The organism is Methanoregula sp. (genome assembly GCF_041663825.1).
In the GTDB taxonomy this organism is placed as follows: domain Archaea; phylum Halobacteriota; class Methanomicrobia; order Methanomicrobiales; family Methanospirillaceae; genus Methanoregula.
The window spans coordinates 1-24,884 of the sequence record NZ_JBAYLY010000024.1; the positions used below are offsets into that span (position 1 = coordinate 1).

A 24,884-nucleotide genomic window follows, 5' to 3' on the forward strand; every position below is an offset into this window, starting at 1 on the left:
CGGCTCGTCGATCTCTTTATCGTCTCCTCTTTCTTTGACTTCACATCAAGAAAAGGAGACGATGTACCTTAGATCTTTCGGTCGTCGGTACATTCGTTTTTGGTTTAGGTTTTCTACAGAGCAGAAAATAAAACAGTTTTCCTACAAAATCGGGTGATACGCTGTCGGATTTTGTTATTATAGCCTTCTACCAGGGATGTCAAAATCAATCCAGGAGCCATGCAAAACGTATCAATCAACCGTGATTTTATCAGAACCCCTTCTGCCCTTTCTTTATAAACTCGCAGCACTAACATTAAGTAAATATGGAGGATCTCGCAGAAGTTGCCCGGCTCCTGGATATCCTCGGGAACCGGAACCGGCGGCGTATTATCCGGCTGTTGCGGCAGAAGCCGTGCTTTGTCACCGAAATATCGGAGACGCTCATGATCTCACCTAAGGCAGTCATCGACCATCTCCAGCTCATGGAGCGGGAGGAGATCCTCTCCTTCCAGATGGACGACCGCCGGCGCAAGTATTACTACCTCGCAAACGACATCCTTGTGGACGTCAGCCTCAAGAACCTGCAGATCGTCATGACCGGGCAGGAAGACGCGACACCAACCGCGGCTGACGAGCGGACCCGGAAGGCCGTTGTCATGCTTGCAAAGATGGTCCAGGCCCACGACCAGATGGTCGAACATCTCGAACAGCTCAACCATGATATCGACACGAAAGTTGCTGATCTTGCCCGTAACCATAATGATTTATTCAGGAGCGAGCGAGAACTATCTGTAGCAATTGCCCTCTCCCACGAACCCCTTGCACCCGCTGAACTCGCGGAGGCCACCGGGTACCCTGATGAGGAGCTCGGGCCGATCCTTGCAGAGTTCGAGAAGAGGGGCATTGTATCAAGAAAGAAGAACCGGATACACTTAAGAGGAGTCCATGCAGACGAATCCCAACAACCCCTACGATGAAGTGTTTGGCAACCTCTCAAAGATAGTGGAAGAGATCGTCCGGAATATGCCCGAAGCCGAGCACGCCCGCATCATCGGGTACACCATCGTGACCCGGCACGCTTCCGGCGAACCCGGGGTCTTCCCCGGTGGGGCAGACAACGGAGACGACGATATCCCGTACGAAGTGGTGGAGACCGACACCCAGATCTTTATCACCGCCGCAATCCCCCCCGAAGCCGAGCACGCTCCCTATGCGGATATCCAGACAAACGAAGTCCGGATCTGCGTGGACAACCGCTCTACCACCGTCATGCTCGAAAAGCCCATCGATATTATCCACAGCACCTACCGGGTGCACCGCGGCGTTATGGATATCACGCTCCGGAAAATCCCGGACTATCGATAATTTGATCTTTTTTTGTCGTCCGCGTTTCCTCTATCAAAACCACAAAGGAAGGTAAACGGTCGTAGAGCACAAATCCCGTGGTAGTACTACCCGGAATGTAAGATGATGCCGATGGATGAAATTCTATAGTTGCCGGATTAAAAAAAAATAAGATTTTTATATCGTTGGTACCAGTTCAGCACCCGGGTAATTTGGTGAAGTGATCACCTTATTTATGGGATCATACGTAAACGGAACCGACCACAACCTGTACGACGCCGTGCCCTCCGTGTCATCCGCATCCATCGTGTACAGGAAAGAGATCGTCGGGTAACTGTCAATCGTTGCCGAGCCGGTGTCATCCGGGTAGAGTGTCACGGTGCCGGTATGCGATGAGCCCCGTAGTGTCCAGGTCTGGGGTAATGCCATCGCACCACTCACCGGGTCAGGTACCGTTGGAGAACTTCCCTGAGAATTAAAATTTAATGTACCCACATCAAGCGCCCCATTCACCTCTGTCCCGGTGATAGTTGCAGAATAGATATTCTCGGGCACCAAAGAATTCCACGAGTAGATGTCTGGCACATACAAGGTTTGCCCGGTGGTTGTATAAACGGAATAGTGCCCGTAGGCGCTCGAAGTTGACCGTACCGTAAATTCAAGAACGTAGGGGTATGCTGATCTCTGAACTCCTCCTTTTAACGAGGGGACCGTGATACGCGAGGCAACGCGATTAACCGTTGCGACATCAAGCGCACCGTTCGCCTCTGCCCCGGTGATAGTTGCAGAATATGTGTCCCGCGGGAGCAAATGATTCCACGAATAGAAGTCTGGCATATACAAGGTTTGCCCGGCGGTTGTATACACGGAATAGTGCCCGTTTGCTACCGTCGTTGATAGTACCGTAAATTCAATGATTGTCGGGTACACGGTCTGTGCAACGGTTGGTTCGGGAATTGTATCAGGTGCAGCCTCAGGGATCACGGTCTGTTCTGCCTGCAGGCTGCTGTAACGATCTACGATACTCATCCCCACCATGCACCCGATGATTGCGATGCCTGCGATAGCAAAAAAGTAGAGAACTGCTTTTTTGATCGTGTCCGTTTCTACGACGATTTGGGACATTAATGTACTCCGAACTTTACACCTTATTTGGGTGTAAGTTACTCGCGTTGGCGTTATCTATTCCCTGGATTGTGGTGGTGACCACATTGAACCGCCGGGTTAGTACAATAAAAACAGGAAGAATCTATTGGTTTATGCCGTGTCTCTGTGTGCCCGGACTACGATCAGATGATACCGGATTAAGGTTAACTTTGTACCGGGCTCAGGCAAAAACTGCGCCTGAAAAAAAAAAGGATTTACGCCTTTGCCGGGATATCCGTTGGCACCCACTGGCTGATCGTCTTCTTGTCCGGCCGGTACTCACGGAACTGCCTGAGTGAAACCGTGAGGTCTCGGGTAAACGCGAAGTACCCGATCTGCGTGTTCCGGCAGAGGTTCATCGCCATGTCCATGAGGCCCCGGGGGTCGGGTCGGGCCTCGCCGAGCCAGATATGGAAGATGTTCCCGCCGTCCACGATCGGGAAGAAGACATGCTCGATCTCCATCCTTTTTGTGAGCGGGACGTTTGCGCCCGGCGCGACGTGGGTACCGTTCGTGTAGTAGATGGGCAGATCGCGGGTCTTTCCCAGGTTTTCGAGCGCGTAGTCGAGGTCGCCCTTGATCACCTTTGCGGCAAAGTCGTGGTACCGCTTGTCGATGAGGTCGGCAACCGCAAAGCGCTGGCCGGTCGTCTCGGCCGGGGTACGGGCAAGGGCTATCGTCATGTTGTTCTTTTCCGAGAGTTTTCTCGCGTAGAGTTCCATCTCGGTCATCGCCCGTATGGCAAGCTTGAACGCGGCCTTTGACTCGTGGGTCTGCTGGCCGGTGTGGTGCTGGACCATCTCGTTGACCCCCACCACGCCAATCGTGTACACGAGACCTTCGAGGTCGACGGCAATCGCCCCGCGCTCACCGGTGTTCGGGTCCTTTGGCCGCTGCATCGCGAATGGCATCCGGCCGCTCGCCCGGATATTGTTCATCCACCGGCGCTTGATCTTGAAGAGCTCAATGGCGACATCCATGAGCGCCCGGAGTTCGGCAAAGAGCCGCTCATCGCTCCCTTGTGCCTTGTAAGCCGCACGCGGGCAGTTGACCGAGACCACCTGCCACGAGCCCATCGAGAAATGCTTGCCGTCCTTGAAGATCAGTTTTTTGTCAAAGTCCGAGTCCTTGTCGGCCACGGCCGAGAACTGGTAGGCGCAGCACTGGTAGCAGGAGATGCCCTTCCCTGCGCCACGGTAGGCCGGGAGCTGGTTGTCGTAGTACGGCGTCCCGAACTTGGAGGCGAGCTCGAAGGTCATGAGGTACAGGTCGCGGAATGTCGGCAGGTCCGGGTGGGCCCGGTTGAACTCCTCGCGTTCCTGCATGAAGTCCGGCTCGATACTGATCTCGGGTTTCGGGAAGTTGAATGGCTTCCCCCAGTAATCGCCTTCGATCATAACATCCATGAGCGCCTTGAAAAGCAGCCGGACCTCGCGCTCGAACTCGCCGTACGTGCGGCGCGGGGCCGCTTTCCCGTCCCAGACTTTTCCTTTAAACACGCAGGGCTTGTCCTGCCAGAGTGAGGGGACGCCCGGCGAGAGCTGGACGGATGAGAAGACAAGCTGGCCGCCCCGGGCCACCATCATCTGCGTCATCTCGTAGACAAACATCTGCATGTTCTGCTTGATCTCCCCGTAGTCCATACCCTCCATGTAGGGCGCGAGGAACGTGAGGAAGTTGTAGTAGCCCTGCCCGCCGGCAAAATTCGTCTGGGCACTCCCGAGCGCCTTTACCGCGTGGAGGATCGCAACCTCCGCCCTTTTTGCCGGGCCGGCGACCGAAGCCTTTGTCCCGTTCCCGTCCGGCATGAGGCCGTAGTAGAAGAAGTAGCGCAGGTCCCAGTCCTGGCAGAAGGGTCGCGTCCCGAAATATTCGAGGTCATGGATGTGCATCTCGCCGCAGAGATGGTGGTCGGCAAGTTCCGGGGGGAGCTGGAGCAGGTACTGCTCTTTTGAGATCTTGTCCGCCTTTTTCTTGTGGCTGGTCTCGGCGTTCTCCTGGAGGTTTGCGTTGTCGTGCGCCTCAAAACCCTTCCCCACATCGATCTGGTGGGCATCGTAGACCGGCGTCCCGACCCGGGTGCAGACGTTCCGGTACTGCACCATGCCCTTCTCAAGGAGCGTGATGTTCATGATCTCCCGGATGAGCGGGCCCGAGAGGGATTTTAAGCCAAGGGAATGGATGCGCTGCTCGACAAGCCGGGCGATCTCCTGGGCGGTCGCATCGTCCGCGCCCTCGTACCCGTAGAAGTCCTCGACGAGTTTTGTCTCCTTTTTTATCTGCTCGACAATCCGGTTCCGGTCCCACTCGATGATGTGGCCGTCGGTCGTGCGGACCGGGGGAAGGGCTGGACTAAAGCCGCCGTCAAAGGTCAGCTGCCGGGTCTCCCGCCGCGCCGCCATTATGCACCCGAGAGGACGCTTCCGAGTTTTTTCTCATCAAGCGTTCCTGTCGGGAAGAGGTCAGCGGTGGTGTAGAATTCCTCGCCCCGCTGGAGGACGGGCGCTTCGTTCACAAAGACACCGTTGAGCCGGAGCTCCGTGAGGGCCTCGGCAGTCGAAAGGTCGCGTTCGGAAAATTTGTAGCCGCCTTTTTTCAAAGATTTCTTGAGCATTTCGCAATGCGGGCAGGTATCGAGCGTATACACGATCAACTCAACCGTTTTCGTCATAGAAGGCACCCTCTGCTATCTAGGACTACGCATTTAGTGGATAAAAAAATCGTGGTTTAGTACTATTGCCGACGCATTGCACAGCAGCATCGAGCGATCACCATTTGTAGGTGAATGGACAATGAGTACCCTGATGGTCAGGGCGTTTGTGGCATTCGAGTTGTCCCCTGAAATGCGGCAGGATCTGGCAGCGGCGCAGGGAGTGCTGCGCAAAAGTACTGCCCGGCTCACCTTTGTCGATCCCGCGATCATCCACGTCACGGTCAAGTTCCTTGGCGAGGTGGATGAGAAGAAGGTCCCGCAGCTTGTCGCAGCACTCAAAACCGTGAAGGCTGCACCGTTCCCGGTGACCGGGAACCGGATCACGGTGAACAATCCCCGGAGCCCGCACACGGTCTGGTGCGCACTGGACGATGCAGGAAAAGGCCGTGAGGTATTTGCCGCAGTGGAAGCCGCGCTGGTGCCGCTCGGGTTTCCCCGCGAGACCCGGGGCTTTACTCCCCATGCGACGCTCGCCCGGGTCAAGGAAGCAGACCCGTCGCTCTTCCGGTGCCTTGAAGAACTCAAAGGTGTGCCCTGCGGCGGCTGCACTATTGCCGGCCTGAAACTGAAAAAAAGTACGCTCACGCCCCGGGGGCCGGTGTATGAGGATATCGCGGAGGTGACATGGTGAACGGGAACGGTGAAGGAACCGGCAGGCTGCCGCTTGAAGAGAAGATCCTCGCGGAGCAGCTTCGGCCGTCTGCGGAGGAGCGGGAGTACATCCACAAGGTTGCCGGCCGGCTGCTCGCGGCGATCAAAGAGAGCGGGAAAGCGGAGGGGATGATTGTCGGCTCCATCGCCCGGAACACGTGGGTGAAAGGCGACCGGGACCTCGACGTCTTCATGCTCTTTTCGCCCGACCTGCCCCGTGAGGCGCTTGAAGCGGAAGGACTCGCGCTCGCCCGCAATATTGCGCGGACGTTCACGGATACGTTCTGCGAGAAGTACGCCGAGCACCCGTACATCAACGCGACGATCGATTCTATCGATGTGGATCTCGTGCCCTGCTACAATGTCGCGAGTGCCGCCCATATCCAGAGCGCGGTGGACAGGACACCGTTTCACACCCGGTACATCACGGACAAGATCAACGGTCTTGTTGACGATGTGCTCCTCTTGAAACGGTTCGCAAAGGCCGGGGGGATCTACGGTTCCGACCAGATGACCGAGGGGTTCTCGGGCTATCTCTGCGAACTTTTAGTGCTCCACTATGGCGGGTTTACGCAGCTCCTTCACGCCGCGTCCGCATGGGGCCCGCACCTGAAGATTGATATCGCACACCACGCGGCAAAGGAATTTGACGAGCCGCTGATCGTGATCGACCCGGTTGACCCGCGAAGAAACGTGGCGGCGGCGGTCTCGATGGACCGGATGGCGGAGTTTATCGAACTCGCCCGGGGCTACCTTGATGCGCCATCGGAAGCGTTCTTTACGCTGCCCAAGGAAACGCCGGTGAGCGAAGAGGAACTGGCCGCGCTGCTCGCGTCGCGGGGGACCTCCCTCTACGCGGTCACGTTTGCGACCCCGCCGTTTATCGAGGAGGTCGTGGTGCCCCAGCTGAAACGGAGCACGGGCGCGATAAGCGACCTGCTCACCCGGAGCGGTTTTGTCGTCCACCATGCCCACTACCGGATGGGAAAGGAGCGGTGCATGCTCCTCTTCGAACTCCTGACTGATGACCTCCCGCCTATCCGGCGCCACGAAGGCCCCCCGGTCTGGAACCGGATGAATGCGGAGAAATTCCGGGAAAAGTACCGGGAAGCGACGCTCCCCGGGCCGTTCATCGAGAACGGGCGGTATATGATGGAGGTGCCCCGGGAATTTATGCGTGCGGCAGACCTCCTCTCCTCCCCGGCGCTCTTAAACGTGGGTGTCGGCCGGCATGTCCGGATGTCGCTTGAAAAAGACTGGTGCGTGTTTGAGGGGGTGGACTGCTGGCAGGAAGAGTTTGCGGGATTTATTGCCGGGTTTTTTGACCGGTGTTCGCCGCTGGTCCGGATTTCCCGGGGCCGGTAAGGGCATTTTTTTTAGAGCGCGCTCTTGGGGGCTGTTGCCCCTGCCGCGCTGGCATCCCACAAAGTGTGATGTGCATAGGATCCAGAAAGTCCTGAAATAAATTTTACCACACTGTTGCATTTCCTGATACTGCGATCACTCCCTTGAGTGTAATACAATAAAGATCGTTTGATGGTCCTGCCTTGGTTGAGATGGGAAAAATACCCGCAAAATCGTCTGTTTTGTCGTCCTTAAAAAATACGGGATTATGTTGCCCTGTTTTTAAAAATACGTCTAAATTGAGCTCCATATAATGCCTTTTGCCAAGCCATATTCGCGTTCTGACAGCGGTCATTTTCCCCATCAACAGAAAACCCATACAGACCCGAAATACCCCTTCAAAATGCGTTTATGTGAACCCTTTATTTTGTCCGATTGGCAAAATAAACCGGATTTGAGGTTATTTTTAAATGGATCCCGATACGGGCTTCGTTTTGAGTGTGAAAATGGTGATCGGGGCTCGGATTGAGCCCGGATTTGTGGGAGTCTGTTATGGGGCTCACAGGAAAAACGGCTGTATCAGGCCCGGATTGGGTCTGATCCCAGTACGATAACGGGCACCCGGTTTTTAGATGCCCTTGGAACCCCGTTCCCCGGTCCTGACCCGGATCGAGTCCTCGACCGGGAGCACGAAGATCTGGCCGTCGCCGATCTTGCCGGTGTATGCGGCAGTCTTGACGATCTCAATCACCTTTTCTGCTGCCTCATCCGCAATCACGATCTCGATCTGGCGCTTGGGGATCAGGTCGGTGATATATTCGGCGCCGCGGTACTGCTGCTTGATGCCTTTCTGGATGCCCCTCCCCTCAACATCGAATACAGTCAGTGCTCCGAATCCTGCCTCGTCCAGTGCCGTCTTCACTGCCTCGAACTTCTCGGGACGTATCATTGCCTTAATCATCTTCATGGTAATTCACCGTGTGTCCCGGGATCGCTGTTCGGATCTACCGCACAACAACGTTTCCTGGAACTGTCAGATAATATACAATGAGGAAGCCTTCACTTAAATCCATTCTTAAAAAAACAAAAAACAGGAGTGGTACCGGAGTGTCCGGCATGGAATGCAGGGAAAAAAAGAAAAAATTTTACCGGGAATTTTTCTTAATCTTCGATTCTGCAAGTTTCTCTATTGCAGCAGTATCCACGCTCTTTTCGGTCACAAGTTTGTGGTTGCGGATGGCGCTTTCCACAAATCCCCTGCCGGTCTCGTTCCTTATGAGAAGCGTAGTAAATCCTGCCGGGCTCCCGACTGCTCCAGCCGAGAGATCGGCCGAGAGCGATGAGAAGTCCGTGCAGATCCGGCAGCCCGGCCGGATCGTGTCTTCGAGCTCCGCGAGCGGAATGGAAAGGTGCGTGTCGTCCTGCTTTAAGATATCGAGCTTGCCTTTCACGTCCAGTTTTTTTATCTCGTGGGGCGCGAGCTTGTACTTCTTTTCCAGTTTCCCGTGCACGAGGCCTGCGTAATCGAAGGTCTCTGTGCAGAAGAGGCCGATCACGAGCCGGATCGATTTCGCATACGGGCGCAGGAGGTCGTTCTCGCTTGCCCGGATCCGGGCCGCGGCCTGCACAGCGCAGGGGACACCGATCACGGCAATCTTCGTGTACTTCCGGGTGATCGTGGCATCTTTGAGCGCTGCAAGGAGCGGCACCCACCAGCTGTACCGGCTGCCGGCTTCCCGGATGAGGACATCGGACTTCGTGATAACCACGGATGTGGGTTTGAGCGTCCAGGGATCTTCGGTCACCGTGACCACAGCGTCGATCATTCCCTCGTCAAGGGCATTTGCAAGGATTGCCGTGACCGCCCCGCCGCTCTGCCGGTGCGGGATCTCAAAGGCCGCTTTTGCCGAGAGCAGTTCGAGGTATGCGCCGAGTGTCTCCTTCGGCTGGTCGCCGGTCCGGGGACAGACCGCGTAGCACGCCCCGCAGGGAACATTGTCGGTCGCCTGCTTGCAGTAGCCGTTACTCTTCGGGCTGGCCACCATCTCCCCTTCAGCAAAGGAAAGGGCATCGGCCGGGCAGACGGCGACACATGCGCCGCATCCCGAGCATTTCCCGGTGTCCCAGACCTCGGTTTTTAAATCCTGGTATGTTTTTGCTGCCATCGCCATCACTCCGGTGTATACTTGTTCGCAAACGGCCGTGCGCTCGCTGCCGCGATCCGGGAGTACTGTGCGGAAATCAGGGGCTCGGGATCGATCCCGAACGCCTTTGCAAAATCCTCGATGATGGGGTGAATCATCGCCATCTGTTCGACCGTCGCCGGCAACTGCTTTGCGCCGACCCCGAGGTATTTATCCTCAACCGTTCCCCTGACGAAGATCTCGCCGCCGTGGATGCCGCTCCCGACACCCCTTTCTGCGACCGGTACCTGCCCGTTCATGCCAAGGACAATCAAAAGGCCCCCTGCCATGTACTCGCCGAGGAATGCACGGGCGGAACCGCCGACCACAAGGATCGGGCGCTTCTCCATGTACTGTTTCATGTGGATGCCGCCCCGGTACCCGATGCTGTCCCGGACATAGACCCGGCCGCCCCGCATGGAATGGGCGGTCGCGTCACCGCCGCTCCCATGGATGATCACTTTTCCCTGGTTCATCGTGTTGCCCGGCGCATGGTCCGCGTTCCCGTGGACGATAATAGTCGGGCCGCTCATGAACATCGCGAGGTCGCCGCCCGGGACGCCGTTTACCGTGATCGTCACGTCATCGCCCCGGAGCCCGTCACCAATGAACCGCTGGCCGAGCACGTTGTCGATCACGATATCTTTTGCGCCGTCACAGATGGCTTTCCTGATCTGCTGGTTGAGCGGGGTGTAGTGCAACTCCTTTGCATCGATGCGTACTGCCGCCATCTTCACGCCCCCACGGTCTTTACGTCCAGCACGTTCAGCAGGTTCTCGTCGAGCATGTAGCCCCGGAGCCGGTCCCGGTTGCCCCGCAGGCTCTCGATTGAGTTGATGCCGGCCGCGCCCATAAGTTCAGCGAGTTCGTCGGTCCACGCGTGGATCAGGTTTGCGACCTGCACGGCGTTTGTCTCCGGGTCAAGTCTCTTTGTGAGCTCCGGCTTCTGGGTTGCAATCCCCCAGGCACAGGTGCCCCGGTTGCAGGTGCCGCAGACCCGGCAGCCCATCGCAACAAGTGCCGAAGTACCGATGTAGACTGCGTCGGCACCGAGACAGATGATCTTGGCAATATCGGCGCTCTGCCGGATCCCGCCGCTTGCGATGATCGATACTTCGTTCCTGATCCCCTGCTTGCGGAGCTTTGCATCGACACTCGCAACTGCCGCCTCGACCGGGATGCCCACGTGGTCGCGGAAGACTCTCGGGGCAGCGCCCGTGCCACCCCGGAACCCGTCGACGACCACGGCATCCGCGCCCGAGCGTGCGATCCCGGCCGCGATTGCCGCCGAGTTGTGCACCGCGGCAATCTTCACAAAGACCGGCTTCTTCCACTCGGTTGCCTCCTTGAGGCTGTGCACGAGCTGCTTTAAGTCCTCGATACTGTAGATATCGTGGTGGGGTGCCGGGCTGATCGCGTCGCTCCCCTCCGGGATCATCCGGGTGCAGGAAACATCTGCGCAGACCTTCTCGCCCGGCAGGTGCCCGCCGATCCCGGGCTTTGCTCCCTGACCAATCTTGATCTCGATGGCGGCCCCGCGTTCGAGGTAATTGATATCGACCCCGAACCGGCCGGAGGCGACCTGTACTATCATGTGGCTTTGGTACGGGTAGAGCGACTCGTGCAAGCCACCTTCCCCGGTGCCCATGAACGTCCCCATCTTGGTGACTGCTTTTGCAAGGGCGGTCTGGGCATTGAGGCTGATCGCACCGTAACTCATGTGGCCGATCATGATCGGCGTTTCGATCTTCAGGTTCGGGGCGAGTTTGGTGAGGAGTTCCGTGTCACCGTTCTTATGTTCCTTTACGGAAAGTGCCGCAGGCTTCTTCCCAAGATACGTCCGCAATTCCATGGGTTCCCTGAGCGGGTCGATAGAGGGGTTTGTGACCTGGCAGGCGTCAAGGACGAGCCGGTCGAAGATCATCGGGTAGGGGAGGACGTTTCCCATCCCGGCGACGATAATCTTACCGGACTTTGCCTGGTTGAAGACCGCTTCCCGGATCTCGCGGGTCCAGACCGGGTGGCTCCGGTAGTCCGTGGGCTTCTCGTAGATGTCGATCGCATCGCGGGGACAGAACGCAAGGCAGCGGTGGCAGGCGACGCATGCCCGTGAGTTGGCAACAACAATAGTGTCGCCCTCTTTACGAAAGACGCCATACGAACAATTCTCGACACACCGCCCGCATTTCATGCAGCGTTCGGTGTCAAGGTCGACCTTGAACCGGAGTGGGGTGCTGCCGATGCTCATGCGATAACCCTCCCGATCACGGGCTCGCCGGCTTTCGGCATCCTGACATCCTCGATTGCCGGTTCGATGCGCCGGATCGCGGCCTCTTCACTGGAGATGTAGAGCCGATCGTTGTGTTCACCGGTAACGAGCGGGCGCAGTTTGATCCGGTCTGTGAATCCCACGAGCGTGTCGGCCGTCGCGACGCAGATGGCAAACGGGCCGTTCATGAGCGCCGGGCCGTACGTGAGCCGGAGTGCACGGTTGAGTTCCCGTTCCTTCTCCGGCATAGCATCGATCTCATCCCAGAACGGAGGAGCAAGGGCACGCACCGCAAGCTTTTCGGAAAGACCGTGCTTTCGTACCAGCAGATCGACGAGATACGCGACGACTTCCGTATCAGTGTACATCGAGCAGTCGTACCCGTAGCTCTCAATGTAGCGTCGGTTGGTACCATAGGAGGTGATCTCGCCGTTGTGAACAACGCTCCAGTCAAGGAGATTAAAGGGATGTGCCCCGCCCCACCAGCCGGGCGTGTTCGTGGGGTACCGGTTATGGGCGAGCCAGAGATATCCCTTGTAGTCCTGTATTCGGTAAAGATCAGCAACCTGCTCGGGCCATCCCGCGGCTTTGAAGACACCCATATTCTTTCCCGATGAAAAAATGAGGCTGCCCTTGTGTGCGGAATTTACATTCATGACCAGCCGCATGACAATATCGTCAGCGGTGGTAAGTGGTTCCTGTGCACGGGTAATATCAGGCTTGAAAAAAAAGCGCCACGGAGTATGGACTTTTTTAATCCCTGCTTTGTAGATCGGGATCGCTTCGCAATGGACGATCCGCCCCCATTCTTCAAGATCTTTGACAAGCTCCGGTTTGTTCTCCCGTACATTATCAAAGAAGACATGTATGGCGTAGGAATCTGCAAATTCCGGGTAGATCCCGTAGGCTGCATACCCGGCGCCTTCGCCACTTCCCCGCTCGTCCATTGACGCGAGTGCCTCCCGTATCTTACTGCCGTCCATGCACTGGCGGCGTTTGTCGATGACCCCTATAATTCCGCACATAGTATATCACAATCGGGATGTTCTATAGTAGTAAACTTTATCCTGAACTCTAATGCCGGCATTCGTTCAAAACTGAAACGTGTACCATTGTTTCTAAAGAGTTGGTTGAGAAAATATAAATGTAATTGGTTGGAAACTTATTTCCATTATGTCAGCGGACGTATCAAAACTGCTCAAGAAAATTGAGGCCGACAATGTAAAATTTGTCCGGCTCCAGTTCACCGATGTGCCAGGTATGCCAAAAAATGCGGCAATCCCGGTCGTTCAGGCTGAAAAAGCTTTAACTGAGGGGATCTGGTTCGATGGGTCGTCCATTGAAGGATTTACCCGGATCGAGGAGTCTGATATGCTCCTCAAGCCTGACCCGGCATCGTATACAACCCTGCCCTGGCGGCCCCAGGAGGGAAAGGTCGCCCGGTTCATGTGTGACGTGTATACGTACGGAAACAAGCCCTTTGAGGGTGACCCCCGGTTCGTGTTAAAGAATGTTGAGGCCCAGGCAGCAAAGATGGGATATACCTTCAACACCGGGCCCGAACTTGAGTTCTTCCTTTTCAACCTTGTCGACGGCAAACCGACTACGCAGTTCATCGACCAAGGCTGTTATTTCGATCTGGCCCCCCAGGACCAGGCAGAAGACGTGCGCCGTGACATCGTGCTCGCGCTCAATAGTATGGGATTTGAGATCGAGATGTCCCATCATGAAGTTGCTGCAAGCCAGCACGAGATCGATTTCAAGTACGCGGATGCACTTACGACCGCAGACCGGGTCATGACATTCAAGTTTGCGACCAAAGCAATTGCGCTTAATTACGGCCTGCACGCATCGTTCATGGCAAAGCCGATCGCCGGCATCAACGGAAGCGGTATGCATACCCACGGGTCGCTTGCAAAGAACGGTAAGAATTCATTCTACGATGCAAATGCGCCCGACGGTCTTTCTGATACCGCACTTTACTATATCGGTGGTCTCTTAAAGCACGCTAAGGCGATCACGCGGGTTGCCAATCCGACGATCAACTCCTACAAGCGACTCGTCCCCGGCTACGAAGCACCCTGCTACATTTCGTGGAGTACTACGAACCGGTCTGCTCTGATCCGTGTCCCGGCCGCCCGCGGTAACAGCACCCGTGCCGAATTCCGCAGTCCTGACCCGATGTGTAACCCATACCTTACGTTCGCCTGTATGCTCGCTGCCGGTCTTGACGGTGTGAAGAACAAGATTATGCCGCCTGATTCGACCAACGTCAACATCTATCATCTGAGTGCAAAAGAGCGCAAGAAGATGAAGATCGATATGCTGCCGGGCAGCCTTGCCGAGTCCCACCAGTACCTGTTAAAAGATCAGGTACTTTGCGATGCGCTCGGCCCGCACATTATCGAAACCCTGACAAACATTGCCGAAGCGGAGACCGATGCATTCCGTCTCGCGGTTCACCCGTGGGAACTGGATCGGTATCTCGCTACCTACTAATCTCATAAATTTTTTTAAAAAGGCGACAGGGTACAGTCCGGACTTTTCATCCGGTAACTGCCTCAATATCACTCTGGTTACGGCTGCCGTGGGGTATGTGCGGATAATAACACTGGATGGGTGGGACTGCCCGTCTTGAGATGCGCACTGCAGGGTTTCCTGCTCACTCCCATATCGACGACCAGAGTGGTTGTGGGATACGTGATCGTCCCAAAATCAACAGTTACGGGAGAAAAATATGGCTCTGGATACCGGTGTTACAACTTGGCTCATGGTCTCGGCGCTTCTGGTCATGCTGATGACCCCGGGGGTCGGGTTTTTTTATGGCGGACTTGTCAGAAAGAAGAATTTTATTTCGATGATTGCCCTCTCGTTCGTGGTGCTGTCGCTCGTAAGTATCCAGTGGATCCTGGTCGGGTACTCGCTAGCGTTTGGCCCGGATGTGGGCGGTTTTATCGGCAACCTGCAGTATCTCGGACTTAATGGCGTGAGTGCAGATGCCGGGAGTGCGGCATATCCGCCGCTCATCTACATGGTTTTCCAGCTCTTCTTTGCATCTGTTACGATCACGATTGTAACTTCCGCAGTTGCAGAGAGGATCAAGTTGACGTCTTTTATCGTGTTCGTGCTCGTATGGCTGACGGTTGTTTACTGCCCGCTCGCACACTGGGCATGGGGCGGCGGATGGGCGCAGCAGATGGGGCTCATTGATTTTGCCGGGGGTACCGTTGTCGAAATCTGTTCGGGATTTGCCGCGCTTGCACTGGCACTCGTGATCGGAAAGCGGGCGGGTTTTGGCGAATATTCGCTTGAGCCCCACAATATCCCGATCGCCCTTCTTGGTGCGGCCCTGCTCTGGTTTGGTTGGTTCGGGTTTAATGCGGGAAGCGCCCTTGCGGTGAACGCGAGCGCAGTTACCGCGTTTGTGAACACGAACACCGCAGCGGCAGCCGGTGCGCTTGCGTGGATGTTTGCAAGCTGGTACCACGGCAAACCCAGTTCCCTTGGGATGGTCAGCGGTGCGATCGCGGGCATGGTGGCGATTACTCCTGCGGCTGGCTTTGTCAGCCCACTTGTAGCCATTCTCATTGGTGTGGTTGCCGGTGTGCTCTGCTTTGCAATGATGCTTTGGCGGATTCGCAGACGGCTTGACGAGAGCCTTGACGCGTGGGCAATTCACGGCATGGGGGGTCTCTGGGGGACGCTCGCGACCGGCCTGTTTGCGGCAGCGGCAGTTGCCGGGTTCTCCGGCCTGTTTGAAGGAAATGTCCACCAGTTCCTCGTAAATGCAGTGGGTGCGTTTGCGGCCATGATCTATGCATTTGTTATGACATACGTGATTGCGACCATCCTCGATCGCTGCATGGGCCTGCGGGTTACCCCCGATGAGGAGTACGTGGGCCTGGATATCTGCCAGTATGGCGAGCGGGCTTAAAAGAAAGCCTGCCCGCTTTTTCCTTTTTGTTAAAGATCCCTTGGCGACTGTGAATAGGATTGACTAAAAAATGTGAGAATTTTTCAGTTTTTTTTTCAACGTTGTTGTATCAGGAAATATTTTTCGTGATCCGGGCCGGATCTGGATAACGTACTTTTTGTCCGGTTCACCTGTTGTGGGATATCATACCTGCAAGCATTGATTTTGATTATCCGGTTATCCAAACGAACGATTTTTTTTAAGATCAAATTAATGACTCTGTTTTTCCTCAATAATCTACTAATTTTAAAACAACTCATATTAAATACTATAACTAGGAAACATACTTCCTACCACTCAACAGGCATTTGACACGGTTCACACTGGTTTCCCGGATTATCACGCGTGCATGAACATGCCTGTCGGGTATGAAAAGGTGACTACATGGGACAAAAGAGCAAGAACACCAAGATAACAAGCGTGACAAAAGAGCAAATTAATTCGGTCCACACCCTCATTAAAAAGAACGATATCAAGATCGTGGATTTGAAATTCAACGACCTGCCCGGTCTCTGGCAGCATTTCTCTATTCCAGCAACAGAACTCAGCAGTTCAACCAGCCCCGATGCGGGGATCTGGGCGGAAGGGATCGGGTTTGATGGATCCTCCATCCGCGGGTTTCAGAAGATCCAGGAGTCGGACATGCTCCTGTACCTGGACACCGCGACTGCCGTGGTCGACCCTGTCTGCGAGATCCCCACCGTCAGCATCATCTGTAATGTATATGATCCGGTAAATAAATCTGCATATACCCGCGACCCGCGGTACATTGCACAAAAAGCAGAGGCGTACCTGAAGTCCACGGGTATTGCCGATAAGAGTTTCTGGGGACCTGAGTACGAGTTTTTTATCTTTAACGATGTGAGATATTCCCAGTCCGTCAACCAGGGATTCTACTCGGTCGATTCGATCGAAGGCAGCTGGAACTCGGGCAGGGACGAGCATCCAAACCTCGGGTACAAACCACGGTACAAGGAAGGTTATTTCCCTGTGCCTCCGCACGACTCGCTCCAGGATATCCGCAGCCAGATCATCTTAAAGATGATCGAGACCGGGATCCCGGTCGAAGTCCACCACCACGAAGTCGCTACGGCAGGTCAGTGTGAGATCGATATGCGGTACAGCTCGCTTGTCAACATGGCCGACAATTGCATGATGTACAAGTACATCGTCAAGAACATGGCCCAGCAGTTTGGCATGGTTGCAACGTTCATGCCAAAACCGCTCTTTGGGGACAACGGTTCGGGCATGCACACCCACCAGTCGCTCTGGAAGGGAGACCAGAACCTGTTCTTTGATGCGAAGGGCTACGGCATGATCAGCCAGCTTGCAAAATATTATATCGGTGGTCTGCTCGAACACGCAAACGCGCTCATGGCATTCTGCGCCCCGACTACCAACTCGTACAAGCGCCTCGTGCCGGGATACGAAGCACCGGTCAACCTTGTGTACTCGATGAGGAACCGGTCTGCGGCCGTCAGGATCCCGATGTACACCGAGAATCCGAAAAGCAAGAGAATTGAGTTCCGACCACCAGACCCGATGTGCAACCCATATCTCTCGTTCTCTGCCCTCCTCATGGCAGGTATCGATGGTATCAAAAAGAAGATCGACCCGGGCAAAGCGTTCGAAGGCAACACCTACGATCTCCACGGTAAGGATGCAAAGAAGATCCCGACTGTTCCCGGATCGCTTGAACAGGCAATTGATGCGCTCGAAGCCGATCACAAATTCCTGTTGCAGGGCGACGTCTTCACGCAGGATGTCATTGATGTCTGGATCGATTACAAGCGTGACGAAATGGACGGTGTCCGGCTCCGCCCCCACCCGTGGGAATATCATCTCTATTTCGATATGTAAAGACCGGACAAAATTTTCATTTTGCCATAAAACTCGGATTCTAAAAAAACCCGCATGAAGGCAAAGATTTCGCACCAAAGCAATAAAAATTTTGCACTCCAAACTCGAATTTCCATTTGCCTGTTCTATCGACTGAAGTTTTCAAAATTTTCATGACAAATCCCTGTTATTTTTTAGGATAAATTCTAAAAAATAAAACGGGAACCGACCTTTCGCAGGAAGATTTCCGAATCATGGGAATACCCTCAATACTTAGAAATATATCTTAGTACAGCAATAAGCAAAATATGCCAGATTTTTCTGGATTAACCTCACAGAATTTTACGTCGAAGCAAATAGGACATTTGGGGCTTGTTGCCGGAATGATCGATGAACTCGGTATCACCGGGATTATCGACGAAGCATTACCCAAGACCCGGAACCATGTCCTCCCGCATTCAGCCATAATCAAGGCAATGCTCCTGAACGGATTAGGATTCAACGAACGCCGGCTGTATATTTTTCCCGGTTTTTCAGCAATCTCGCAACCGAACAGTTATTCGGCCCCGGAGTTACGCCAGAGCATCTCAACGATGACGTTCTCCTACGGACATTGGATCGCATCTACGAGTATGGCTCCACCGATCTCTTCAACAAGATCGTCATGGAAGTAATGAAAAAATTCAAGTTCGGCACCCATTTACTCCACGCAGATACCACCAGTTTCAGCGTCTATGGAGACTATGAAGATGAAGACGAGGTAGACTTTCGCACCATCCGGATAACCTATGGCCACAGCAAAGATCACCGGGATGATCTCAAGCAGTTTGTCATGAGCATGGTATCCAATCAACATGGCATACCTCTGTTCACCCAGCCGTATTCCGGCAATGAATCGGATAAGAAAATACTCCTTGAAACGATCCTGAAAGTACGACAAAATCTCAATTTGAAGGACCGGGCTTATTATATCGCGGACAGCGCGTTTTATACCGAGAAGAACCTCCAAACTCTGGGTCGGCATACGTTCTGGATAAGTCACGTACCGGCGACACTATCACCGGCAAAATCTCTTCTATCTGCCGAAATTCCGATGGTGCCGGGACAGGATCCAGGATATTCATTTCACGAATGCGTGATGGATTATGGGGAAATCCCTCAGAAATGGGTGCTGGTCTCTTCGGAAAAAGGCCGACAGCGCCAGGAAAAAACCTTTGAGCGAAACCTGAAGAAACGTATTGAACTTGCTCGGAAATCTTTGAAAAAACTCAAGGCAAAACCGTTCGCATGTGAACCGGATGCTCGCCGGGCGGCTGAACGCTGGTTTGCTGACCATCCCTTCCTGCGTCCTGATGGTATCCGGATCACAACTTCTCAAAAGAAAACCAATAAAAAACGGGGTCGTCCACGTAAAGAGGACATCGTTGAAACCGTTTTTTCATTCGATTCTCCGTTAGAAGTCATTCCTGAAGTTATCGAACGGGAAAAACGCTGTCTTGGCCGGTTTGTTCTGGCAACGAACGACGTGGATCTTGATGCCGATACTATCCTGAAATACTACAAAGGTCAGCAATCCGTTGAGCGCGGATTCCGGTTTCTCAAGGACAAGAGTTTCCGGGTCGCTGAAGTGTTTTTGAAGAAAGAAAGCCGTATCGAAGCCTTATCCATGCTCATGGTACTCTGCTTGTTTGTTTATGCTGCTGCTGAATGGTTCCTCCGCGCCAAACTCAAAGAGTCCGGGGCGACGGTCAAAAACCAGTTGAAGAAACCGGTTCAGAATCCTACCATGAAATGGATCTTTACTGTCTTTATGAGACCGGCTGAAGTTATTCTCTCCGTGAATTCTCAAAGCAAACGGTTTATCGTTAATCTGGAGGACGAAACGCTGGATATCCTCAATGTTATGGGGCCATCGTTTAGAAATTATTATTTCGTGAGGGAGTCCTGCGAAATGTAGGCGGGAAGGCAGTCTCCCTTTTTTTAAGTTCACGCCACTCTCCCAATAATCCCGTCAGGCTCTAATGGCATCCCTAGGATCATGGATGGTGCAAAACAATCCAATCCAAATCCTGTCAATCGCCTGGATAAGAACGATCTTATGAACAGGTCCGGGCATTCTCTTTTTCTTGGAATCGATAATTGGTTATCGGGACATCCGGTTGGGTTGTTTCCCTGCGCCATCGTCATCAAAGACACTTATGCTGTTTTTTCCCGGTATATTTGATCAGTATTTGTACTAAACCAAGATGGAAGGAATTTTCCTACTAATACATATAAATATTTGTGAAACCCATGGTACTGTGTAACAGGAGGAAAGATGCGACAACCAACACATGCGTCAGAGGCGACACCGGGAGACCGGCGGCTGGCTGCGATGCAACATCTTCGGGCAGGGAGGCATTGTCTGTCCCGCCCGTTTGCTGCATTGTACAATCTGAAGCTGCCGATCTAATCCTGGGCGGAATGACACAGAGGCTTAAAAACCGGAACAATTGTCCCGGCAGGCATCAGTTGCATGCAAAGCCAAAAGTCCCGAACCGGGAATTGGATGCGGCAGGCAGTGGGAACAGGGATGAAAAGTATCCCGATTCGTTCCTAAAAAAGATCCCTGCACGATAAAGAACGATCTCTTGGGGATCTCCTGCACTAAACGGATGGCGGATACCGGACTCATGCGACCATGCAGGTCCAGGGCCCGGGAATAATTTCACGAAAAAATAGTGGAACCGAACGAAAAGAGGCTTTTTGATGAAACGACAGGTAGCAATTTACGGAAAAGGCGGTATCGGCAAATCGACCACAACCCAGAACACGGTCGCAGCACTTGCAGAAGCCGGAAAGAAGATCATGGTCGTCGGCTGCGATCCAAAAGCGGATTCAACCCGGCTTTTGCTGCACGGGCTCTGCCAGAAGACCGTGCTTGATACGCTCAGGGACGAAGGAGACGATATCGAGCTCGATGCGATCTTAAAACCCGGGTTCAAGAATACGATGTGTGTGGAATCCGGTGGACCAGAACCCGGTGTCGGGTGTGCCGGCCGCGGGATCATTACCGCTATTAACATGCTCGAATCACTCGGGGCGTACACCGATGATCTCAACTATGTCTTCTACGATGTGCTGGGGGATGTGGTCTGCGGGGGATTTGCGATGCCGATCCGGGAAGGAAAAGCCGAAGAGATCTATATCGTCGCGTCCGGGGAACTCATGGCCCTGTATGCGGCAAATAACATCGCGAAAGGGATCCAGAAATACGCGGTAAACGGCAAAGTCCGGCTCGGCGGCATCATCTGCAACAGCCGCAAGGTCGACAACGAACGGCCCCTCCTTGAGGCATTTGCAAAGGAACTCGGGTCGCAGCTCATCTACTTTGTCCCGCGTGACAACCTTGTCCAGCGTGCCGAGATCAACAAGAAGACGGTCATCGACTTCGACCCCACGTCAAACCAGGCAAACGAGTACCGGAACCTGGCAAAGGCCATTGACGAGAACAAGATGTTCGTCATCCCAAAACCGATGACCCAGGACCGGCTTGAAGAACTCATGATGCAGCACGGGTTCATGGATGCCCTTTAAAAAAAAGTGGGAAAAACCGCAGGTTTACAAAAACAGACTGACGAAAACGAGGCTGGAACAATGTTACTTATGAGGGCAATAGTACGACCGGAAAAGAAAGATGAAGTCCTTGCAAACCTTTCCGCAGCGGGATTTAACGCGGCGACCATGGTGGATGTGGTCGGCCGGGGCAAGCAGAAGGGGATCAGGATCGGCGGGATGGTGTACGATGAGATCCCAAAGGTCCTCATCCTCATGGTCATTCCCGATGAGGAGAAGGACAGGGTTGTAAAGATCGTGCTCGAGACCGGGCGGACCGGGGCAAACGGAACGTTCGGCGATGGGAAGATCTTCGTGAGCCCGGTGGACGAAGTCTACACCATCTCAAGAAACACCAAAGGACTTTAAGAAAGGGGGAACTGGCAATGAAAGAGATCATGGCCATTGTCCGGATGAAAAAGACCGGCGCCACCAAAAAAGCCCTTGTTGAAACCGGCGTTGCCGGCTTTACCGCGGTAAAGGTGCTCGGGCGCGGGAAGCTCATCACGGACCCCGGCGTTCTCGAAGAGTGCCGGCAGAAACTCCTCTCGATGGGAGCAGACGACTTCAGCGATTCATCGGAGACGGAAAAACAGGTCACGTCATTTCTTGACGGATCGCGGTTCTTCCCCCGGCGTCTCTTTACGATCCTCGCGCATGACGAGGATGTCCCGCGGATAGTCGAGGCGATCACAAAAGCCAACAAGACAGAGCACGGAATCGGTGACGGGACGATCTTTGTCCTGCCGGTGTACGATGCGGTCAGGGTCCGCACCGGAGAGACCGGAGAGGCCGCCATCTGGTAAAGGAGGTACGGGACACATGGACGGAATGGATACAACACTGGAAGAGATCTACACGCAGTATCCGGAAACGGTGAAGAAAAACCGGAAAAAACATATTGTCATCAAATCTAAGGCGGACGAGGCCTGTCCCCAGATTGAGGCAAACACGCGTACGATCCCGGGTATCATCTCCCAGCGGGGCTGCGCTTATGCCGGCTGCAAAGGCGTGGTCGTTGCGCCGATCAAGGATATGATCACCATCACCCACGGCCCGGTCGGCTGCGGGTACTACAGCTGGGGAACGCGGCGGAATAAGGCACGGGCTGACAGCACAACGCCAAAAGACAAGATCTATTCGCAGCTCTGCTTTACCACCGACATGCAGGAACCGGATATCGTCTTTGGCGGGGACAAGAAACTCGCGAAGATGATCGACGAACTCGTCGCTGCATTCCACCCCCGGGCCATCAATATCTGTTCGACCTGCCCCATCGGGCTCATCGGCGATGATATCGGTGCGGTTGCAAAAGCGGCAACGGAACGCCACGGGATCCAGGTTCTTGCGTACGCCTGCGAAGGCTACAAAGGGGTCAGCCAGTCGGCAGGCCACCACATCGCGAACAACAACATCATGCAGAACGTGATCGGGAAGGGAAACGAGAGGAAACCCGGAAAACACGTGATAAACATCCTTGGCGAGTACAACATCGGCGGGGACGGCTGGGAGCAGGAGCGCATCCTAAAAGACTGCGGCTACACGGTCAACTGCGTAATGACCGGCGATGCAAGTTACGAGGATATCAAGAACCTCCACCTTGCAGACTTAAACCTCGTCCAGTGTCACCGGTCGATCAACTACATCGCCGAGATGATGGAGACCAGGTACGGTATTCCGTGGCTCAAGGTCAACTTTGTCGGTATCGAAGCAACAAACGAATCCCTGCGCCAGATGGCAAAATGTTTCAACGATCCCGAACTTGAGAAGCAGACCGAGGACGTCATTGCACGGGAGACCGCCCGGATCGAACCGGCGCTCGAACAGTTCAGGAAGATCTGCCTGGGCAAAAAAGCATTTGCCTTTGTCGGCGGGTCCCGCAGCCACCACTACCAGCACCTGTTAAAAGATCTCGGCATGGAGGTCGTCGTTGCCGGCTACGAATTTGCCCACCGCGACGATTACGAAGGCCGGCAGGTCATCCCGACCATCAAAAGCGATGCGGATTCCAAAAACATTCCCGAACTTCACCTCAAGCCCGACGAGAAACTGTTCAGGGAAGGAAACGAGTATCTCAGTCTCTCAAAAGAGCAGTTTGAGGCCCTGAAAAAAGAGGTCCCGCTCAACTACTACGAAGGGATGTACCCGGACATGAAAAACGGGGACATCATGATCGATGACTGCAATCACTACGAGCTTGAGGAGCTCATTAAAAAACTCAAACCCGATCTGATCTTCACCGGCGTCCGCGACAAGTACATTGCAGAGAAAATGGGCATCCCGGCAAAACAGATGCACTCGTACGATTATGCCGGGCCCTATGCCGGGTACAACGGCGCGATCAACTTCGCCCGCGATGTCACCCATGCTTTGTCGACCCCGGCCTGGAAGATGATTGTGCCGCCCTGGGAACGAAAAGAAGAACCCGATGCAGAAAAACAGGAAGGTGCGACCCATGCTTGAATGCGTGCCCGAAGGAAAAATCGAACACACTGTAGGTAAGATCAACCCGGCAAAAACCTGCCAGCCGATCGGGGCCATGTATGCAGCCCTCGGGATCCACGGGTGCCTTCCGCACAGCCACGGCTCACAGGGCTGCTGCGCCTACCACCGTATGCACCTCACCCGGCATTTCCGCGACCAGGTGCTTGCCTCCTCAAGTTCGTTTACCGAAGGGGCATCGGTCTTTGGCGGGGCAAGCAACCTGAAAACCTCCGTCAAAAATATCTTTAAGATCTACAACCCGGACATCATCGCGGTCCACACGACCTGCCTGTCGGAAACGATCGGGGACGATGTCCCAAACATCATCAAACAGTGCGAGATCCCCGAAGGAAAGATCGTCATCCACACAAACACCCCCAGTTACGTCGGCTCGCACATCACGGGTTTCTCCAACATGTGCAAATCGATGGTCGCGTACCTGGCAGTGGCCGAAGGCGAGACCAAGAAAGAGCAGGTCAATGTCATCCCGGGTTTTGTCAACCCCGGCGACATGCGCGAGATCCGGCGGATCGTCACGGCCCTCGGGATCAAGCTCGTCATGTTCCCGGACACCTCCGGTGTCCTTGACGCACCGCTCACCAGCAAGTACCAGATGTACCCCGACGGCGGCGCGACCGTTGCCGAGATCCGGGATTCGGGCAACTCCGAAGTCACCCTTGCCCTTGGTGCGTTTGCATCGAATGCGGCAGCCGATCTCCTCCAGGAGAAATGCGGTGTCACCGGTATCCCGTTAAAACTCCCGATCGGCCTCAAAGCCACTGACGATTTCGTCATGGCGTTGAAAGACTGGTTCGGCGTCGAGATCCCCAAAGAGATCGCCATCGAACGCGGCCAGGTCATCGACACGCTGATCGACACGCACTTCCACTACCAGGGAAAGACCGTCGCGATCTTCGGCGATCCCGATCATGTGATCGCCATGACCGAGTTTGCGATAACGATGGGTATGGTCCCGAAGTATGTCCTTACCGGGACGCCGGGAAAAGAGTTCGAGGCAACGGTCCAGAAGATGCTGGACGAGGCCGGGATCACCGGAAGCAAAGTCAAAGCCGAAGGAGACCTCTTCGAGCTCCACGAGTGGATCCGGGAAGAAAAAGTCGATCTCATGATCGGGACAACCTACGGGAAGTACATCGCGCGAAAAGAGGATATCCCCCTTGTCCGGTTCGGCTTTCCGATCCTTGACCGGGCCGTGCACCCGCTCATGCCGGTGGTCGGCTACCGGGGCTGCCTGCGCCTGATCGAGCAGATCAGCGATGCGCTTCTCGAACGCCGCGACCGCGACGCCCTTGACGAAGATTTCGAACTGGTCCTGTGAGAAAAAAATCTGTGAACAGAACA

General features: G+C 54.5%; 22 protein-coding genes and 1 pseudogene. 14 read left to right on the top strand and 9 right to left on the bottom strand.

What is annotated here, in order from left to right; genetic code table 11:
* Positions 1-305 precede the first annotated feature (305 nt).
* Entirely contained in the window at positions 306-959 is a 654-nt protein-coding gene (locus WCX19_RS10505; RefSeq protein WP_373007875.1) for an ArsR family transcriptional regulator, read from the top strand.
* A complete protein-coding gene (locus WCX19_RS10510) occupies positions 928-1,347 on the top strand; it encodes a hypothetical protein (RefSeq protein ID WP_373007877.1) in 420 nt (139 codons plus the stop codon). The genes WCX19_RS10505 and WCX19_RS10510 overlap by 32 nt, the downstream gene beginning before the upstream one ends.
* 156 nt (positions 1,348-1,503) lie before the next feature.
* On the opposite strand, the gene WCX19_RS10515 is transcribed toward WCX19_RS10510, so the two are convergent.
* The 3 genes from WCX19_RS10515 to WCX19_RS10525 form a co-directional block, all read right to left on the bottom strand.
* Entirely contained in the window at positions 1,504-2,451 is a 948-nt protein-coding gene (locus tag WCX19_RS10515) for a hypothetical protein (RefSeq protein WP_373007879.1), read from the bottom strand.
* Between the two features lie 236 nt (positions 2,452-2,687).
* The gene (gene nrdD, locus WCX19_RS10520) at positions 2,688-4,874 is read right to left on the bottom strand and encodes an anaerobic ribonucleoside-triphosphate reductase (protein WP_373007881.1); all 2,187 of its coding nucleotides are present in this window, start codon (positions 4,872-4,874) and stop codon (positions 2,688-2,690) included.
* On the bottom strand, positions 4,874-5,143 hold the full coding sequence (locus WCX19_RS10525; RefSeq protein ID WP_373007883.1) for a glutaredoxin family protein: 270 nt from the start codon (positions 5,141-5,143) through the stop codon (positions 4,874-4,876). Before WCX19_RS10525 ends, nrdD begins: the two co-directional genes overlap by 1 nt.
* 121 nt (positions 5,144-5,264) lie before the next feature.
* Here WCX19_RS10525 and thpR point away from each other — a divergent pair, with 121 nt between their 5' ends.
* Together thpR and cca are read left to right on the top strand one after the other, a co-directional pair.
* Positions 5,265-5,816 (top strand): RNA 2',3'-cyclic phosphodiesterase, encoded by a 552-nt coding sequence (thpR, locus tag WCX19_RS10530; RefSeq protein ID WP_373007885.1) that lies wholly within the window; start codon positions 5,265-5,267, stop codon positions 5,814-5,816.
* Complete coding sequence (gene cca / locus WCX19_RS10535) at positions 5,810-7,201, top strand: CCA tRNA nucleotidyltransferase (RefSeq protein ID WP_373007887.1); 1,392 nt, start codon at positions 5,810-5,812, stop codon at positions 7,199-7,201. Before thpR ends, cca begins: the two co-directional genes overlap by 7 nt.
* A 103-nt stretch (positions 7,202-7,304) precedes the next feature.
* Here the strand turns inward: cca and WCX19_RS10540 are convergent, their stop codons facing one another.
* From WCX19_RS10540 to WCX19_RS10565, 6 genes are all read right to left on the bottom strand, one after another.
* Positions 7,305-7,559 carry a hypothetical protein gene (locus WCX19_RS10540; RefSeq protein ID WP_373007889.1) on the bottom strand — a complete coding sequence of 85 codons (255 nt, stop codon included), beginning with the start codon at positions 7,557-7,559 and terminating at the stop codon, positions 7,305-7,307.
* Between the two features lie 249 nt (positions 7,560-7,808).
* Positions 7,809-8,147 carry a P-II family nitrogen regulator gene (locus tag WCX19_RS10545; RefSeq protein WP_373007891.1) on the bottom strand — a complete coding sequence of 113 codons (339 nt, stop codon included), beginning with the start codon at positions 8,145-8,147 and terminating at the stop codon, positions 7,809-7,811.
* Between the two features lie 178 nt (positions 8,148-8,325).
* Positions 8,326-9,345 carry a Coenzyme F420 hydrogenase/dehydrogenase, beta subunit C-terminal domain gene (locus WCX19_RS10550; RefSeq protein ID WP_373007893.1) on the bottom strand — a complete coding sequence of 340 codons (1,020 nt, stop codon included), beginning with the start codon at positions 9,343-9,345 and terminating at the stop codon, positions 8,326-8,328.
* Positions 9,346-9,350: 5 nt separating this feature from the next.
* Positions 9,351-10,094, bottom strand: a complete 744-nt coding sequence (locus tag WCX19_RS10555; protein WP_373007895.1) for a hypothetical protein — start codon at positions 10,092-10,094, stop codon at positions 9,351-9,353.
* Between the two features lie 2 nt (positions 10,095-10,096).
* The gene (locus WCX19_RS10560; protein ID WP_373007897.1) at positions 10,097-11,611 is read right to left on the bottom strand and encodes a glutamate synthase-related protein; all 1,515 of its coding nucleotides are present in this window, start codon (positions 11,609-11,611) and stop codon (positions 10,097-10,099) included.
* Positions 11,608-12,657 carry a glutamine amidotransferase family protein gene (locus tag WCX19_RS10565; protein ID WP_373007899.1) on the bottom strand — a complete coding sequence of 350 codons (1,050 nt, stop codon included), beginning with the start codon at positions 12,655-12,657 and terminating at the stop codon, positions 11,608-11,610. The genes WCX19_RS10560 and WCX19_RS10565 overlap by 4 nt, the downstream gene beginning before the upstream one ends.
* 148 nt (positions 12,658-12,805) lie before the next feature.
* Here WCX19_RS10565 and WCX19_RS10570 point away from each other — a divergent pair, with 148 nt between their 5' ends.
* The 10 genes and pseudogenes from WCX19_RS10570 to WCX19_RS10615 all read left to right on the top strand — a co-directional run bounded on the left by WCX19_RS10570 (position 12,806) and on the right by WCX19_RS10615 (position 24,861).
* A complete protein-coding gene (locus WCX19_RS10570; protein ID WP_373007901.1) occupies positions 12,806-14,131 on the top strand; it encodes a glutamine synthetase family protein in 1,326 nt (441 codons plus the stop codon).
* A 238-nt stretch (positions 14,132-14,369) separates the two neighbouring features.
* Complete coding sequence (locus WCX19_RS10575; RefSeq protein ID WP_373007903.1) at positions 14,370-15,566, top strand: ammonium transporter; 1,197 nt, start codon at positions 14,370-14,372, stop codon at positions 15,564-15,566.
* A gap of 423 nt (positions 15,567-15,989) precedes the next feature.
* Complete coding sequence (gene glnA / locus WCX19_RS10580) at positions 15,990-17,465, top strand: type I glutamate--ammonia ligase (RefSeq protein WP_373007905.1); 1,476 nt, start codon at positions 15,990-15,992, stop codon at positions 17,463-17,465.
* A gap of 362 nt (positions 17,466-17,827) precedes the next feature.
* Positions 17,828-19,401: pseudogene (locus WCX19_RS10585) on the top strand (IS1634 family transposase).
* 81 nt (positions 19,402-19,482) lie between these two features.
* Positions 19,483-19,668, top strand: a complete 186-nt coding sequence (locus WCX19_RS10590; RefSeq protein ID WP_373007907.1) for a hypothetical protein — start codon at positions 19,483-19,485, stop codon at positions 19,666-19,668.
* 521 nt (positions 19,669-20,189) lie between these two features.
* Positions 20,190-21,020: a nitrogenase iron protein gene (gene nifH / locus WCX19_RS10595; RefSeq protein WP_373007909.1), complete on the top strand. Its 831-nt coding sequence runs from the start codon at positions 20,190-20,192 to the stop codon at positions 21,018-21,020.
* Positions 21,021-21,080: 60 nt separating this feature from the next.
* The gene (locus WCX19_RS10600) at positions 21,081-21,407 is read left to right on the top strand and encodes a P-II family nitrogen regulator (protein ID WP_373007911.1); all 327 of its coding nucleotides are present in this window, start codon (positions 21,081-21,083) and stop codon (positions 21,405-21,407) included.
* A 17-nt stretch (positions 21,408-21,424) separates the two neighbouring features.
* Positions 21,425-21,844, top strand: a complete 420-nt coding sequence (locus WCX19_RS10605; RefSeq protein WP_373007913.1) for a P-II family nitrogen regulator — start codon at positions 21,425-21,427, stop codon at positions 21,842-21,844.
* Between the two features lie 16 nt (positions 21,845-21,860).
* A complete protein-coding gene (gene nifD / locus WCX19_RS10610; protein WP_373007915.1) occupies positions 21,861-23,501 on the top strand; it encodes a nitrogenase molybdenum-iron protein alpha chain in 1,641 nt (546 codons plus the stop codon).
* Positions 23,494-24,861 carry a nitrogenase component 1 gene (locus WCX19_RS10615; RefSeq protein ID WP_373007917.1) on the top strand — a complete coding sequence of 456 codons (1,368 nt, stop codon included), beginning with the start codon at positions 23,494-23,496 and terminating at the stop codon, positions 24,859-24,861. Before nifD ends, WCX19_RS10615 begins: the two co-directional genes overlap by 8 nt.
* Positions 24,862-24,884: the final 23 nt, after the last annotated feature.